This is a genomic window from Shewanella indica (genome assembly GCF_002836975.1).
Taxonomy (GTDB): Bacteria; Pseudomonadota; Gammaproteobacteria; order Enterobacterales; family Shewanellaceae; genus Shewanella; species Shewanella indica.
This window is the reverse complement of the sequence record NZ_NIJK01000052.1, coordinates 1-15,760: the sequence shown is the minus strand read 5'-3', so window position 1 is coordinate 15,760 and position 15,760 is coordinate 1. Positions and strand designations below refer to the sequence as shown.

The 15,760-nt window shown below is 51.7% G+C and carries 16 protein-coding genes and 1 pseudogene; 7 read left to right on the top strand and 10 right to left on the bottom strand.

Translation table 11 applies throughout. The features are described from left to right. Positions 1 to 10: 10 nt before the first annotated feature. The 6 genes from pabC to CX650_RS18090 are packed head-to-tail and all read left to right on the top strand — an operon-like array spanning position 11 to position 4,590. Positions 11 to 844 carry an aminodeoxychorismate lyase gene (gene pabC / locus CX650_RS18115; protein WP_101096633.1) on the top strand — a complete coding sequence of 278 codons (834 nt, stop codon included), beginning with the start codon at positions 11 to 13 and terminating at the stop codon, positions 842 to 844. Further along, positions 841 to 1,848, top strand: a complete 1,008-nt coding sequence (mltG, locus tag CX650_RS18110; RefSeq protein ID WP_101096632.1) for an endolytic transglycosylase MltG — start codon at positions 841 to 843, stop codon at positions 1,846 to 1,848. Before pabC ends, mltG begins: the two co-directional genes overlap by 4 nt. Then, complete coding sequence (tmk, locus tag CX650_RS18105) at positions 1,848 to 2,480, top strand: dTMP kinase (RefSeq protein ID WP_025887713.1); 633 nt, start codon at positions 1,848 to 1,850, stop codon at positions 2,478 to 2,480. Before mltG ends, tmk begins: the two co-directional genes overlap by 1 nt. A 19-nt stretch (positions 2,481 to 2,499) precedes the next feature. Next, complete coding sequence (gene holB / locus CX650_RS18100; protein WP_101096631.1) at positions 2,500 to 3,417, top strand: DNA polymerase III subunit delta'; 918 nt, start codon at positions 2,500 to 2,502, stop codon at positions 3,415 to 3,417. A 10-nt stretch (positions 3,418 to 3,427) separates the two neighbouring features. Next, positions 3,428 to 3,754 carry a PilZ domain-containing protein gene (locus tag CX650_RS18095; protein ID WP_025011164.1) on the top strand — a complete coding sequence of 109 codons (327 nt, stop codon included), beginning with the start codon at positions 3,428 to 3,430 and terminating at the stop codon, positions 3,752 to 3,754. A gap of 44 nt (positions 3,755 to 3,798) precedes the next feature. Beyond that, the gene (locus CX650_RS18090; protein ID WP_039034016.1) at positions 3,799 to 4,590 is read left to right on the top strand and encodes a TatD family hydrolase; all 792 of its coding nucleotides are present in this window, start codon (positions 3,799 to 3,801) and stop codon (positions 4,588 to 4,590) included. Between the two features lie 102 nt (positions 4,591 to 4,692). On the opposite strand, the gene CX650_RS18085 is transcribed toward CX650_RS18090, so the two are convergent. The 4 genes from CX650_RS18085 to sodB all read right to left on the bottom strand — a co-directional run bounded on the left by CX650_RS18085 (position 4,693) and on the right by sodB (position 10,331). Further along, positions 4,693 to 6,213, bottom strand: a complete 1,521-nt coding sequence (locus CX650_RS18085; protein ID WP_101096630.1) for a SpoVR family protein — start codon at positions 6,211 to 6,213, stop codon at positions 4,693 to 4,695. A 12-nt stretch (positions 6,214 to 6,225) separates the two neighbouring features. Then, complete coding sequence (locus CX650_RS18080) at positions 6,226 to 7,494, bottom strand: YeaH/YhbH family protein (RefSeq protein WP_101096629.1); 1,269 nt, start codon at positions 7,492 to 7,494, stop codon at positions 6,226 to 6,228. 51 nt (positions 7,495 to 7,545) lie between these two features. Further along, on the bottom strand, positions 7,546 to 9,480 hold the full coding sequence (locus CX650_RS18075; protein WP_039033972.1) for a PrkA family serine protein kinase: 1,935 nt from the start codon (positions 9,478 to 9,480) through the stop codon (positions 7,546 to 7,548). Between the two features lie 266 nt (positions 9,481 to 9,746). After that, complete coding sequence (gene sodB / locus CX650_RS18070) at positions 9,747 to 10,331, bottom strand: superoxide dismutase [Fe] (RefSeq protein WP_025011619.1); 585 nt, start codon at positions 10,329 to 10,331, stop codon at positions 9,747 to 9,749. Between the two features lie 221 nt (positions 10,332 to 10,552). Between sodB and CX650_RS18065 the strand changes: the two genes are divergently transcribed. Continuing rightward, the gene (locus CX650_RS18065; protein WP_039033973.1) at positions 10,553 to 10,888 is read left to right on the top strand and encodes a Grx4 family monothiol glutaredoxin; all 336 of its coding nucleotides are present in this window, start codon (positions 10,553 to 10,555) and stop codon (positions 10,886 to 10,888) included. A 316-nt stretch (positions 10,889 to 11,204) separates the two neighbouring features. Here the strand turns inward: CX650_RS18065 and gloA are convergent, their stop codons facing one another. The 6 genes and pseudogenes from gloA to CX650_RS18035 all read right to left on the bottom strand — a co-directional run. Then, complete coding sequence (gloA, locus tag CX650_RS18060) at positions 11,205 to 11,615, bottom strand: lactoylglutathione lyase (RefSeq protein WP_039033974.1); 411 nt, start codon at positions 11,613 to 11,615, stop codon at positions 11,205 to 11,207. 363 nt (positions 11,616 to 11,978) lie between these two features. Further along, a complete protein-coding gene (gene nth, locus CX650_RS18055) occupies positions 11,979 to 12,620 on the bottom strand; it encodes an endonuclease III (RefSeq protein ID WP_039033975.1) in 642 nt (213 codons plus the stop codon). Positions 12,621 to 12,629: 9 nt separating this feature from the next. Next, a complete protein-coding gene (locus tag CX650_RS18050) occupies positions 12,630 to 13,325 on the bottom strand; it encodes an electron transport complex subunit E (protein WP_039033976.1) in 696 nt (231 codons plus the stop codon). Beyond that, positions 13,322 to 13,957 (bottom strand): electron transport complex subunit RsxG, encoded by a 636-nt coding sequence (rsxG, locus tag CX650_RS18045; RefSeq protein WP_189484294.1) that lies wholly within the window; start codon positions 13,955 to 13,957, stop codon positions 13,322 to 13,324. Before rsxG ends, CX650_RS18050 begins: the two co-directional genes overlap by 4 nt. Before the next feature lie 18 nt (positions 13,958 to 13,975). Further along, positions 13,976 to 15,028 carry an electron transport complex subunit RsxD gene (gene rsxD / locus CX650_RS18040; RefSeq protein ID WP_101096627.1) on the bottom strand — a complete coding sequence of 351 codons (1,053 nt, stop codon included), beginning with the start codon at positions 15,026 to 15,028 and terminating at the stop codon, positions 13,976 to 13,978. 1 nt (position 15,029) lies between these two features. Beyond that, a pseudogene (locus CX650_RS18035) lies at positions 15,030 to 15,760 on the bottom strand (electron transport complex subunit RsxC); the annotation flags it as partial.

Here is a 15,760-nt window from a genome sequence, read left to right as displayed (position 1 = left end):
TGGATTGCGCATGAGTGGTGTCTGGGTTCAGGGAAAAGAGCAGGATAGCGTCTGCGTTCGCGATCGAGGCTTTACCTATGGTGATGGTCTGTTTGCAACCATGGCGGTAGATGGTAAGGGACAGATAGCCTTTCTGAATGAACATCTTACCCGCTTGACTCAGGGGGCGCTGCGTTTGGGTTTTGTCTGGCAGGCATCGGATGCCTTGCGCTCAAGCCTCAAGCGTATCGCCGCCGCCAATCCCCATAGCTGCCTTAAGTTGCAGCTCACCCGGGGAGAGGGGGGACGTGGTTATACGCCGCCGGCAGACGCTTTAGTCACCGAAGTCATCAGCCTGGCGCCATTGCCGGCGCATTACCCAGATTGGCAGCAAAAAGGGATTGCCCTCAAGACCTCATCCATCAGGCTTGGCAAACAGCCTAGGCTTGCCGGCATCAAACACCTCAACCGTCTGGAACAGGTGCTTATCAAGGCGCAGTTATTGCCTGAAGGCTTTGATGATTGGTTGGTACTGGATTGCGACGATTTACTGCTCGAATCCTCGATGGCCAATCTGTTTCTGCTACTACCTAATGAGCAAGGTAAACTGACGGCATATTCACCGGCCATGAATTACTCTGGTGTCTCCGGAGTGATGCGACAGCAGTTGATCGTGGCCTTGCTCGACCTGGGCATTGACGTGCAGCTGTGCCCTATCAAAACAGAGATGCTGCAACGGGCGCGGCACCTCTTTATCAGTAACAGCCTGTTGGGTTTGGTCGATGTTATTGCTGTGGATCAGCAAAACTTTGAACTCTGGCCCGGCAGCACACCTCTTCGCAAGGCACTTGCTATCCAATTATGAAAAAATGCTTAGTTGCGGCCCTGGCCTTTGTGTTTACCCTGATGACTCTGGCGCTGGGCGTCGGCTTTTGGGGTTATAGCGAACTCAACCGCTTTGCGGCCACCGAGCTGAAACTGGACGAACCCAGAGAGCTGCTGCTGAAACGAGGCACCTCCTTTTACCAGTTGGGGCAAGAGCTGCAAAATCAGCAGCTGTTGGAGTTTGACTGGCACTGGAAGCTCTGGGGTAAGCTTTACCCACAGATGACCGCCATTCGCAGCGGTCTCTACCAGATTGAACCCGGCGATACACCAGTGTCTTTGCTGGAGCGGCTGGTGGCCGGTGACGAGAAGACCTTTACCCTGACGCTGGTAGAGGGCAAGACTATTCGTGAGTGGCAAGCGTATCTGCAGACCCTGGCGCATCTAAAAGTCAGCGACGAGCCGTTTATCGATGTGCTCGAAGCCCAAGGGGATAGCAGCGGCTTGCCGGAAGGCAAATTTTTCCCGGATACCTATCAGTATCGTGCCGGCACTGAGCTCAATACGTTGTTGACCCAAAGCTTTATCAAGATGCAGCAACAGTTGGAGAGTATCTGGCAGCAGCGGGATCAGAGTATTCCGCTCAAGAGTCCCTATGAACTCTTGATCCTGGCTTCCATTATAGAAAAGGAAACTGGCCTGGCAGAGGAGCGCGGCAAAATAGCGGCGGTATTTGTCAATCGCTTGAAAAAAGGCATGCGTTTGCAGACAGATCCCACCGTAATTTACGGCATGGGTGAGCGCTTTGATGGCAATATCACCCGTAAAGATCTGCGTGAAAAAACGCCATTTAACACCTATCGTATTTTTGGACTGCCGCCAACGCCTATTGCCGCGCCCGGGCGGGAAGCCTTGCTGGCGGCCGCACACCCGGAAGCCGTAGAGTACCTCTACTTCGTTTCCCGCAATGACGGCAGTCATGTATTTTCCCGTACACTGGCCGAACATAACCGCGCCGTGAACCAGTATCAGAGAAAGAGATAATGCCACAAAAAGCCACTGCAAAATTTATCGTTATCGAGGGCCTGGAAGGCGCCGGTAAGTCCAGCGCCATCGCATTGGTGCGAGACTTTATCGAAAAACATACCGGTAAGGCACCTGTCTGTACCCGTGAGCCGGGCGGTACCCCGTTGGCGGAGAAGATCCGCGACTTGGTGAAGGTGGCCGATGCAAGCGACCCTCTGTGTGATGAATCTGAATGTCTGCTGCTGTATGCCGCCAGGGCGCAACTGGTGGCCCGAGTGATCAAGCCGGCACTGGCCGAGGGCAGTTGGGTACTCGGCGACAGACACAACCTGTCGTCCCTGGCTTATCAGGGCGGTGGTCGAGGTTTGATGCCATTGGTCAGCGCAGTCAGTGCCGCCACCCTTGGGGATTTTAAACCAGACTTGACCCTATATCTCGACATAGAGCCAAGCCTTGGGCTAACCCGCGCCGCCAACCGTGGTGAGCTGGATCGAATCGAGCAGCAGGAACTGGCCTTCTTTGAACGCACCCGTGCCACCTATCTGAGCCTGGCACAACAGGACGACAGCATAGCGGTTATCGACGCCAGTCAGAGCATGGCCGAAGTACATAAAGATATTCTGGCTGTGTTGCAAACCAAAGATTGGTAAGCACGCGGTATAAGGAGTGATGAAAGTGGACATGCCCTGGTTGAGTGACGCCAAAGCCCGTTTTATGCAGCAACTGCACTCGGCTCAGATGCCTCATGCCTTGCTGCTGGGGCTTTCCCAGGGCTATGGCGGCCTGAAGCTTGCCGAAGAGATAGCCGCGGCGGCCTTGTGCAGCGAACCCACAGCTTGGGGAGAGTGCGGTCATTGCAAGAGCTGCCAACTGCTGCTCGCCGGCAATCATCCCGATTTTCATCTTCTCGAAGCCGATGGTAAACAGATAAAAGTGGATCAGGTGCGGGCGCTTTGTCAGGATCTCACCTCCACGGCCCAGCAAGGTGGGCGGCGTGTGGCGCTTATCGCCCAAAGTGAGCGCCTCAATCAAGCTGCGGCTAATGCACTGTTGAAAACCCTGGAAGAGCCGGGGCAGGGGACGCTGATTATTCTTCAGACCGACAGCACCGCCGGGCTGCTGCCGACCATATCCAGTCGTTGTCAGAGAGTGCAGGTAAAACTGCCGGACAAGAGTGCCATTCAGTCCTGGTTGGCGCAGCAATTGCCGCTGCCGGCCGATGTTACCTGGTGCTTGCCCGTCGTCGGCGGGCCGCTAAAATTGGCAGAGGTTTTGCAATCTGACAGATACCAGACCTTATTGGATTATCGCCGCGATTGGCGGGCCAGTTTGTTAACGGGCCATCTGTGTGCTAGTTTGTTAACAGTAGGTGAGGAACAAATCTCTGATGTACTTAGAGTTTTATACTTGGTGTTACATAGAGAGCTGTTAACCACCGAAGGGGAGGACCCCTTGCTACGGACGCGAATAGCGACCCTGGCTGCCAAGGTGATGGATACCTGTAATCGTCTGAGCCAGATGCCGAGTGTCAACTACTTGGCGCTTTGCCAGAATTATGTCTTAGAATATAAGAGACTGAAAACTTAAAAAGTATCCTATGGTCGATCTGACAGTGAATTTTGACACCCTGCACCAGTTGTATCGTGCTTACATGCCTTTTATTCAGCCGGCGGGCCTGTTTGTGGCAACGACCGAGGGGCATTTCCTCGGTCAGGAGATCCAGATAGGTTATCGTTTGCCGGGCTCCACTCATGTCAATGAGTTTCAGGGGGTCGTGGTGTGGATTAACCCGCTCGGCGCTTCCGGAGGACGGCCGGCCGGAATAGGGGTTAAAATTCTCTCGGATCCCGAATCACACAAGCATCATATCGAAAAACTCCTCTCCAGAGAGCTGGCCTCGGGCGATTTGACCTGCACTATGTAGGGCGCTATCCTTGCCGTCCTTTTCTATTTTGGGTGGATGTTCAAGTGTTAGTTGATTCCCATTGCCATCTCGACCGCCTCAAAGCCGCGCCGGATCCCGACAGTCTCAGTCAGTTGCTCGATGCCGCCAAGGCTCGGGGGGTAGACTATTTTCTTTGCGTCAATGTCCGGCAAAAAGGTTTTGCAGAGATGAAGGCCAAAGTCGCCGGGTTTGAGCAGGTGTTCCTGTCTTCCGGGGTGCATCCTCTGGATGTGAAAGAGGGATTGGATCTCAATGAACTCAAGCGTTATGCCGCCGACCCGAAAGTTGTGGCCATTGGCGAGACAGGGCTGGATTATTTCTATGCCGATGATACCAAGGCCTTGCAGCAACAATGCTTTGAGCAACAAGTGGCGCTGGCAAGAGAAGTGGCCAAGCCTTTGATTGTTCATACCCGGGATGCCAGAGAAGACACCATAGCCATATTGAAGAACGGTGGCGCTGAACAGTGCGGCGGGGTACTGCACTGCTTTACCGAGAACTGGGAAATGGCCAAGGCGGCGATGGATCTGGGTTTTTATATTTCGGTTTCCGGTATCGTCAGCTTTAAAAATGCCGGTGAGCTACGAAGTGTTATCCGTAAAATCCCCAAAGACAGGCTGCTGGTCGAAACCGATTCGCCTTATCTGGCACCCGTGCCTCACCGGGGAAAAGAGAATCAGCCAGCCTTTGTTCGTGATGTCGCCGAGTTTGTTGCCGAGCTCAGAGGTGAGTCCTTTGAAGAGTTGGCCCAATACACCACAGATAACTTTTTTACCCTGTTTAAGGATGCCGCTAAACTAACAGGTAGAAGCTAACTCAATGAAACAGAAAGGCTCTTGCGTATAGCAGGAGCTTCTGTTTTGCGTTGTGAGTAAATGGCCTGTGAGGCAAGGTGGGACAACCTACTCAGATGACGGTCAGATATATTCGCCTTTGTCAGGACAAGAGGCCAGTACTCTGATCTCGCCGTCATCCTCTTTCTGCTCCAGGGTTACATCAAATCCCCACAATCTATGCAGGTGTTTGAGTACTTCCCGGCAACTGTCTGCCAGAGGAATGCCGTTACTGGGGATATACCTCAGTGTCAGCGAGCGATCGCCATTGACCATGACATTATGAACCTGAATATTGGGCTCATTGTTGGACAGATTATATTGTGAAGACAAAATTTGCCTGATCTCCCGGTATCCCTGTTCATCATGGATGGCAGATACCGACAGATAGTTTTTGCTTTCATCATCGAGTACGCCAAACAACTTGAATTTGCGGATCATGGTGGGGGATAGATACTGGCTGATGAAGCTCTCATCCTTGAAGTTTTCCATGGCAAAATGCAGCGTTTTCAGCCAATCGCTGCCGGCGATATCCGGGAACCAATATCTATCTTCTTCAGTTGGCTGTTCGCAGATGCGGCGAATGTCGCAGAACATATTGAACCCCAGGGCATAGGGGTTTATGCCGTTGTAATAAGGGCTGTTGTAGGCGGGCTGAGCCACCACATTGGTGTGACTTTGTAAAAACTCCAACATAAATCTGTCGGTGACCAAGCCTTCGTCATAGAGATGATTGAGCAGGGTGTAATGCCAGAAGGTGGCCCAGCCCTCGTTCATTACCTGGGTTTGACGTTGCGGGTAAAAATACTGCCCCATCTTGCGTACGATACGCACCAGCTCCCGTTGCCAGGGCTCCAGCAATGGAGCATGTTTTTCGATAAAGTAGAGGATGTTTTCCTGTGGCTCTGACGGAAAACGTTTTTGCTGTTTGGCTTCCTCCTTGGTCTGCTGTGAAGGGATGGTGCGCCACAAGTCGTTGACCTGGGTTTGCAGATAGGCCTCGCGCTCTTTCTGGCGCGCCTGCTCTTCACGAAACGAGATTTCTGTTGGGCGCTTGTAGCGGTCGACGCCATAATTCATTAAGGCGTGGCAGGAGTCCAACAAGTTTTCCACCTCATCTATGCCATATTTACGCTCGCATTCACTGATGTATTGCTTGGCAAAGACAAGATAATCAATGATGGAACCGGTATCTGTCCAGGTGCGGAACAGGTAGTTGTTTTTGAAGAAACTGTTGTGGCCAAAGCTGGCGTGAGCTATCACCAAGGCCTGCATGGTGAGGGTGTTTTCTTCCATCAGATAGGCGATACAGGGGTTGGAGTTGATGACTATCTCATAAGCCAGCCCCATCTGGCCGCGCTTATAACCCTGCTCGGTTTCAATAAAACGCTTACCGAAGGACCAGTGAGTGTACCCTATGGGCATCCCAATGCTGGCGTAGGCGTCCATCATCTGCTCGGCGGTGATCACCTCTATCTGATTGGGATAGGTCCCAAGACGATAATGCTCCGCGACCCGGGCGATTTCCTTTTCATAGGTTTCCAGCAGCTCAAAAGTCCATTCAGGCCCGTCGCTCAGTGGCTGGCGTGTTTTCATTTTGCTCATAATCGCTTCCCCTTAAACCGCCTGCTTCTTGAACAATTCGCGGAAGACGGGATAGATATCCTCCGCCTGGCGAATATGTTGTACCGCCATATTATCGAATTGTTTTTGCAGGGTTTCATATTCACGCCAGAGCGTCTGGTGCGCCCTGTTGGTGATTTCTATGTAACTGAAATAGCGTACTACGGGTAGCAGTTGTGTTTCGAGGATCTGATAACAGGTGGGCGAGTCATCTGCCCAGTTGTCGCCATCGGATGCCTGGGCGGCATAGATATTCCATTCATTGGCCGGATAGCGTTCCTGTTGAATTTCGTGCATCAGTTTCAGCGCACTGGAAACTATGGTGCCGCCTGTCTCCTGAGAGTAGAAAAACTCATGTTCATCCACTTCTTTGGCCTGGGTGTGATGACGGATATAGACGACCTCTAGATTCTTGTAAGTGCGGGTTAGAAACAGGTACAACAATATATAAAAGCGTTTGGCCATATCCTTGGTGGCCTGATCCATAGAGCCGGAGACATCCATAAGACAGAACATCACCGCTTGACTGGTGGGCACTTCCCGTTTGGCAAAGTTGTTGTAGCGCAGATCGAAAGTGTCAATAAAGGGCACCTTGGCGATGCGCTGTTTAAGCTCCTCAATCTCCTCTTTGAGTTGCAAAATCCGCTCGGCACTGGCTCCCGGGGTGTTTTCCAGCTCTGCCAGTTCGTTTTCCAGCTCCAGCAGTCGCCGCTTCTTGTCTGCAGACATGGCGGTGCGCCGCGCCAGAGACGATCTCAAAGAACGGACGATATTGATATTGGAGGGCACACCATCATTGGTGTAACCGGCTCGGTAAGTTTGATATTCCACCAGTTTGTTCAGGCGGTTTTTCTGCAGGTTGGGCAACTCAAGATCTTCAAACAAGAGCTCGAGGTATTCATCTTTGGAGATTTGAAATACAAAGTCATCCTGACCCTCGCCTGAGTCCGAGGCATCGCCCTTGCCGCTGCCACCACCACCGCCGCCCTGAGGCCTGTCTATCTTGTCGCCGCGGGTAAATTGGTCGTTGCCCGGATGCACTCGCTCACGCACGCCGCCAGGGCCTTGATGGAACACGGGCTCGCTGATATCCTTGGTGGGGATACTGATCTTTTCTCCCTTGTCGACATCTGTGACGCTGCGGTGAGTGACGGCATCACTGACCGCTTTTTTAATTTGTTGTTTATAGCGGTTAATAAACCGCTGACGGTTAACCGTGCTCTTTCCTTTGGCATTCAACCGCCTGTCGATAAAGTTCGCCATACGCACCTCCCAAAGCAAATACCGGGGCCCGAGAGCCCCGAAAGGGCACAGCTATGAGGACTTACGTACCCGTAAGTACCACTCGGACAACAGGCGCACCTGTTTCTTGGTGTAGCCTTTCTCCATCATACGATTGACGAAATCATCATGTTTGCGCTGATCGTCTGTGGAGGTCTTGGCGTTGAAAGAAATGACTGGCAGGAGATCTTCCGTATTTGAGAACATCTTCTTCTCGATCACGGTTCTGAGTTTCTCATAGCTGGTCCATTGCGGGTTGTTGCCATCGTTATTGGCCCTGGCCCTGAGCACAAAGTTGACTATCTCATTGCGGAAGTCTTTGGGATTACTTATCCCGGCCGGCTTTTCAATTTTCTCCAATTCGGCGTTGAGTGCGGCCCGGTCAAACAGTTGGCCGGTTTCCGGATCTCTGTACTCCTGATCCTGGATCCAGAAGTCGGCATAGGTGACATAACGGTCGAAGATGTTCTGACCATATTCCGAGTAAGATTCCAGATAAGCGGTCTGGATCTCCTTGCCGATAAACTCAACATATTTAGGGATCAGATAGCCCTTCAGAAACTCCATATACCTTTCTGCGGTATCGGAAGGGAACTGCTCCTGCTCTATCTGCCGCTCCAGCACATAGAAGAGGTGCACTGGGTTGGCGGCAATTTCAGAATGGTCGAAGTTAAAGACCTTGGAGAGGATCTTGAACGCGAAGCGGGTCGATAGTCCGTGCATACCCTCATCGACCCCGGCATAGTCACGATATTCCTGGTAAGACTTGGCCTTGGGGTCGGTATCCTTGAGGCTTTCACCGTCATAGACCCGCATCTTGGAGTAGACGGAGGAGTTCTCCGGGGTCTTGATCCTTGAGAGCACGCTGAATTGAGCCAAGGTCTCCAGTGTGCCTGGGGCACAGGGCGCCTTGGTCAGTTCTGAATTGGCGATAAGCTTGCGGTAAATCTGCATCTCTTCCGACACCCGCAGGCAGTAGGGCACCTTAACGATATAAACACGGTCGAGAAAGGCTTCATTGTTTTTATTATTTTTAAAGCTGCTCCATTCAGACTCGTTGGAGTGAGCCAGAATAATGCCGTTAAAGGGCAGGGCCGATAAACCTTCAGTGCCGTTATAGTTTCCTTCCTGAGTGGCGGTTAGCAGTGGGTGCAGCACCTTGATCGGTGCCTTGAACATCTCCACAAACTCCATCAAGCCTTGGTTGGCACGGCACAATGCTCCTGAATAGGAATAAGCATCAGCATCATTCTGGGCAAAGTGCTCCAGTTGGCGAATGTCGACCTTGCCCACCAGAGAAGAGATGTCCTGGTTGTTGTCATCTCCTGGCTCAGTTTTGGCGATGGCAATTTGATCCAGCACCGAAGGAAACACTTTGACGACTCGGAAGCGAGAGATATCGCCGCCAAATTCATGCAGGCGTTTGACCGCCCAAGGCGACATGATACTGCGCAGATAACGGGTCGGGATCTGGTACTCTTCCTGCAACAACTTGCCATCTTCCTCGGCATCAAACAGGCAGAAAGGGTGGTCGTTGACCGGACTTCTGACTCCATCGGCGCTGAGAATATAGATGGGCACTTGTTGCATCAAGGCCTTGAGCTTCTCTGCCAGCGAAGATTTACCGCCACCGACAGGTCCCAGCAGGTAAAGGATCTGCTTGGATTCTTCCAGCCCTTGGGCCGAGTGTTTAAGGTAAGAGACTATCTGCTCTATGGCATCTTCCATGCCGTAGAAGTCTTTAAACGCTGGATAGCGAGAGATTAAGCGGTTAGAAAATATCCGGCTCAGAACCTGATTTTTGGAAGTGTCGATCACTTCCGGCTCACCGATGGCGATTAGCAGTCTTTCTGCTGCCGAAGCGTAGGCGCTGCGATCTTGCTTACAGATTTCGAGAAACTCCTGTAATGTGTATTCTTCATCGAGTTTCTTCTCATAGCGCTGTTGGTAGTGCTCAAATATGCCCATGTTAAACCCCCTGAAACGCCAAATATGTCTGGGAAGGGAACTGTCTTTGGCAGTCACCTACCATTAATCTTAGACACTAATTTGTGTTGCATGTCAAAAAAACATAAATAAAAACAAAGGCAAATAGTTGCAAAAGCAATAGTTGCACTTGTGGCGTGAAGGGGCGTTATGAGCTTACGATGGTTGGATTTGTCGGTGAGGAAGTGTTTGTGAACCATAAAAAAGGAGCCATCAGGCTCCTTTTCAGTGACTCAGTTTGATGAGAATTAACCGGCGAAGTTCTGGTTAACAAAATCCCAGTTAAGCAACTGCCAGAAGTGCGCCATGTAGTCAGGGCGAACGTTACGGTAGTCGATGTAGTAAGCGTGTTCCCAAACGTCAACGGTCAGCAGTGGGGTTACTGAAGCATCAGTCAGCGGAGTAGCTGCGTTGCTGGTGTTAACGATAGCGACAGTGCCATCCGCCTTTTTCACCAGCCAGGTCCAGCCGCTACCAAAGTTGTTGACCGCGGACTCGGTGAACTGAGTCTTGAAGGCTTCAAAAGAACCGAAAGCAGCATTGATGGCTTCGGCTACAGCACCAGTGGCTTCGCCGCCGCCGTTAGGCGCCAGACAATTCCAGTAAAAAGTGTGGTTCCAAACCTGAGCTGCGTTGTTGAAAATACCGCCGCTGGAGGTTTTTACTATCTCTTCCAGGGTCTTGCCGGCGAATTCAGTGCCTTCGATCAGACCGTTCAGCTTAACCACGTAAGTGTTGTGGTGCTTACCGTAGTGGTATTCGATGGTTTCCTGAGAAATGTGGGGTTCCAGTGCGTTCTTGGCATATGGTAATGCGGGTAATTCGAAAGCCATTAGTATCTCTCCATGGACTTGGTTTATCATTTTCAGACTTGCTCACTGCCACCTATTGTACCGATAAAATTTGTGAAGTGAATCATTGTTTGAGTGATTGAGCAGATTGACATCATTGAAAAATCAAATGGCTAAATAACCTTACAAATAGTGTGATTTTGTTCTGCGTTTCTCTCGCGTACAATAGCGAATCAAATATAGTGTCGTACTCAGGAACGTAAATGGAAACTGTTGAAAAAATTAAGCAGCAAATTGCTGAAAACCCCATCATCCTTTACATGAAAGGTTCGCCCAAATTACCCAGCTGCGGTTTTTCCTCTCAGGTGGCTCAGATCATGATCAATATCGGCGAGCAGTTCGCGTTTGTTGATATTCTGCAGCATCCTGATATCCGTGCTGAATTGCCCAAGTATGCCAATTGGCCGACTTTTCCTCAGCTATGGGTAGAAGGTGAGCTGATCGGCGGTTGCGATATCCTGACCGAGATGTACCAAAAAGGGGAGCTACAGACCTTGATCAAGGAAACTGCTGCCAAGTACAAGCAGGATGAAGCCTGAGATTAATCTCAGCGCTTTATAAGCGCATCAGTGCAAGAGGCCGGAGATGTTCCGGCCTTTTCTTTTGTCACACTGAATTCACCTGCTATGGAGGTGAGCGTTTTTCTCGGCTTTACCGTCGCGCTTATGTTAAATACTGCCACCCATTAGCTGATTTTATGAAAGGGGGCAACAATAAAGCGGTTTGTATGAGAACTGGCCAGAAATATCAGCTGCAAGCAGGCTATAACCCTGGTTGGGCGCAGCTAGCTCAATGCTGTTAGGAAGTAGGTCAAAAGCCACCGGCTTTGCCGATGGCTTCTTTACATTTGCGTTGTTAGCCCAAGCCGTTTTCAGCTGAACTCATTTGAATGAGCTCGATTTTGTAACCGTCAGGATCTTCCACAAAAGCGATTTCAGTACTGCCACCGGCCACTGGGCCCGGTGCACGGATAACTTTGCCACCGGCTGCGCTGATAGCTTCACAGCGAGCATAGATATCTTCTTCACCTATGGCGATATGACCAAAGGCATTACCCATATCATATTGCTCTGTACCCCAGTTGTAGGTCAGTTCGATGACGGCCTGACCGCTTGATTCTTCGCCGTAGCCGACAAAGGCCAGAGTGTATTTATATTCAGGATTTTCCGATTGACGCAATAGCTTCATCCCCATGATTTCAGTATAGAAATGGATGCTGCGTTCAAGGTTTCCCACTCTAAGCATGGTATGCAGAACTTGTGACATTACTACCTCTTTTGGTTCTATAGCGGAAACTGAATGAGTTTCCGTAGCGTGGATAATCAAGCAATATTCAGCGAACTGAGAATCTCTCCCAAATGGATTGGCTCTGACCGCTGCGAACTTGATAGCCAGTTCACAAATCCATGAAATAAACATGGTATTTGTGTCTGCTTCATTAATAATGGTGTCAACCCTATCTTAGCTGGATGCAGGAGACAAGCATGACTACAGAATTGAAAATGGCTATTGGATCTACCTTGGTAATTGCAATCGTTTTCGCCGCTATGATTGTACAGATGTTCTGATTGGCGTTGAGCAAGAATACGTAAGACAATGCCGCCTTCGGGCGGCATTGTCGTTTCCGGATCAGTCATCCGGATAGATTTTTTCTTTGAATTCACACAGATCTTCAATCAGACAACTGCCGCAGCGGGGCTTTCTGGCAATGCAGGTATAGCGCCCGTGAAGAATAAGCCAGTGGTGGACGTCAACCTTGAACTCGGCCGGCACCACTTTGAGCAGTTTATCTTCTACTTCCTGAACATTTTTCCCCGGCGCAAAGCGGGTGCGATTGCTGACCCGGAAAATATGAGTGTCGACCGCTATGGTTGGCCAACCAAAGGCGGTGTTGAGCACCACATTGGCCGTCTTACGGCCGACCCCGGGCAGTGACTCCAACGCCTCGCGGTTTTCAGGGACTTCGCCGTTGTACTGCTCGACAAGGATCTTGGACAGTGCCACCACATTGATGGCCTTATTGTTATAGAGCCCTATGGTCTTGATATACTCCTTCAGCCCATCAACCCCAAGGTCTGCGATAGCCTGTGGGGTATTGGCCACCGGAAACAGCTTGTCAGTGGCCTTGTTGACACTGACGTCGGTTGCCTGCGCCGAAAGCGTTACCGCCACCAGTAATTCAAAAGGGCTGGAATAATTCAGCTCTGTCTGGGGATGAGGATTATTGTCCCGCAGGCGTTCGAGTATCGCCCGTCTCTTGTCTTTGTTCACTCAATGACCTCAGTTGACTTTGGTGATCCTGGCGCGTTCCACTGGCGCAGTTTGCTCTCTGGGTTGACGATCGGCGAGTTTCTTGTCGATTGCGTTTTTCAGGGCAATCAGCAGTCCCATACCCAAAAAGGCACCGGGAGGCAACATCGCCAGCAGGAAGGGGGTATCGACTTGCCAAACTTCAATACGCAGGCTCGCAGCCCAAGGCCCAAGAAGCAGATCGGCGCCGTCAAATAGGGTGCCTTGCCCCAGTATTTCCCTGCCGCCACCGAGCACCATCAATACCAAGGTAAAGCCAATACCCATCATCAAGCCGTCAAAGGCGGCATCCATAGGTGAATTACGCGAGGCAAAGGCTTCGGCGCGGCCTATGATGACGCAGTTTGTTACGATAAGCGGCAGGAAAATACCGAGAGACAGGTAGAGGCCGTAGGCGTAGGCATTGATTAGCAACTGCACTGCGGTTACCAGTGCGGCAATGATCATCACAAAGATGGGGATGCGGATCTCTTTGGGGACAAAGTTGCGCACCAGGGATACTGTGGTGTTGGAACCAATTAACACTACTGCGGTAGCGAGTCCGAGCCCCAGGGCGTTGGTAAAGGTAGAGGTCACCGCCAACAGGGGGCAGAGTCCCAACATCTGCACCAGTCCGGGGTTATTTTTCCACAAGCCTTGCCAGGCGATATCACGATATAAACTCATTGGCTTGCCTCACATGTCTGTGATTGCGAAAAGAGGGCCTGCTTATTGGCTTCAAAGAAGGCCAGGGTATTTCTTATCGACTTGACGTAGGCCCTGGGGGTAATGGTCGCCCCGGTAAACTGATCGATTTCACCACCGTCTTTTTTCACATGCCAGGCCTTGTCATCACTGCCCTGAAGCTTTCTGCCGATAAAGCTGTCCACCCAATCAGATTTTTTGCGCTCAATCTTGTCACCCAGCCCAGGGGTTTCCTGATGCGACAGGGTGCGAACCCCAAGCACAGTGCCGTCAGTCTTGATACCTATGATCAAGCGTATTTCACCATTGTAGCCATCTGGGGCTATGGTTTCGATGGCAATGGCGACTGGCTGGGCATTTTGGGTAGCGATATAGGCCGGCATGGGCTGAGTCGTGCCCAGGGCGTCTCTGTCCTGCAATAGAATGCAGCTTTCCTCGAGCGGATTGTCGTGCAGTTCATTAGGGATGATCTGCTCCAGGGTGCGTTTGAGCTCCAACTTTTGCTGAGCCATAATCGCATCCCGGGTACTGTCATTGACAACCGCCACCACAGCGGTGCATATCAGGGCAAACAGGCCCAAAAGCAGGCCATTTTTCAACATGGATTTTTGCACTGTCTATCTCTCTTGCTATCAATGTCCGGCACGATGGCCATAGGCTCGGGGTTTGACATAGTAGTCGATCAAAGGGGCGCACAGGTTGGCCAGCAGCACCGCAAAAGCAAAGGCGTCAGGGTACCCGCCAAAGCTTCGGATAAGGTAAACCACCAGGCCGATAAGGGCGCCGAAGATCAATCGGCCCCGGTTACTGGCCGGCGCGGTTACAGGATCTGTGGCAATAAAGAAAGCCGCCAGCATGGTGGCGCCACTGAACAGGTGAATAAGCGGGCTGACATGGGTATCTGGCCCAAGCGCATAGGCAAAGCCGCTACAGATAAACAGCGACGCCAATACACCAACACTGATATGCCAGCGGATAAGCTTCATCTTCAACAGCGCCAGGCCGCCGCACAGGTAGGCCAGGTTGACCCAGAACCAGCCACTGTTGATAGTGCCGGCAAAAATCGGTTTTTGCAGGCTTTCGGTGGTGGTCATTCCCATAGAGAGATCCGTCTTCAGCGTATCAAGCGGTGTCGCCATGGTGACACCATCGATACCGAGCTGGAAGTATTCGGCAACGCTGCCTTGGCTGGCGCCGAAAATCACCTGCAAGCTGGTGAGAAAATCCGGAGAGTGCTGGGCAACCGTCGCCGGAGCAACCCAACTGGTCATCTGTACCGGGAAGGCTACCAACAGCAGCACATAGGCGGCCATGGCCGGGTTGAACAGGTTGTTCCCCAAACCGCCATACAGCTGTTTTGCCATGATGATGGCAAAACTTGTGCCTATCACCACCATCCACCAAGGGGCGAGCGGCGGTATGGCAATACCGATAAGAACCGCTGTTAGAGCCGCGCTGTTATCCGACAGCGTCGAAAGTACCTTGCGTTTGCGCAACTTGAGGATGGCGGCCTCTGAAATCAAAGCGACCATCACCGCCAGCAGTACCTGAATAAGGCTGCCCCAGCCAAAAAATACACACTGGACTACCAAGCCGGGCAGGGCGCAGAGCAGCACCCTTTGCATCACAGTGCTGGTTTGCAGCGGCCGGCTGACATGGGGGGAGGAGGCTATTTTAAACGCCATATCAATCTTTCTCCTGTGCGCTGAGCGCCTTCTCTTTGGCCTTTTGTTTGGCTTTGGCTACAGCCCTGGCAATACGCGCCTGTTTGCTGTCGTCGTCTGCGGTTTGTTTTGTCGCTTGGCTTGCGACTTGGTTTACTTCGGCACCTTGCGCTGCTCCCACGTCATTATTATCGGTCGCAGTTGATTCAGATGCCGCCGCAGCTTTTTTGGCCTTGGCTTTGGCAAGCGCTGCCGCGATACGGGCCTGTTTGCTGTCATCGCTTGCGGTTTGACTTGTAGCTTGACTTGCGACTTGGTTTACTTCGGCGCCTTGCGCTGATCCCACGTCATTATTATCGGTCGCAGTTGATTCAGATGCCGCCGCAGCTTTTTTGGCCTTGGCTTTGGCAACCGCTGCCGCGATACGGGCTTGTTTACTGTCGTCGCCTGCGGTTTGTTTTGTCGCTTGACTTGCGACTTGGTTTACTTCGGCGCCTTGCGCTGCTCCCACATTATTATCGGTCGCAGTTGATTCAGATGCCGCCGCAGCTTTTTTGGCCTTGGCTTTGGCAACCGCTGCCGCGATACGGGCTTGTTTACTGTCGTCGCCTGCGGTTTGTTTTGTCGCTTGACTTGCGACTTGGTTTACTTCGGCGCCTTGCGCTGCTCCCACATTATTATCGGTCGCAGTTGATTCAGATGCCGCCGCAGCTTTTTTGGCCTTGGCTTTGGCAACCGCTGCCGCGATACGGG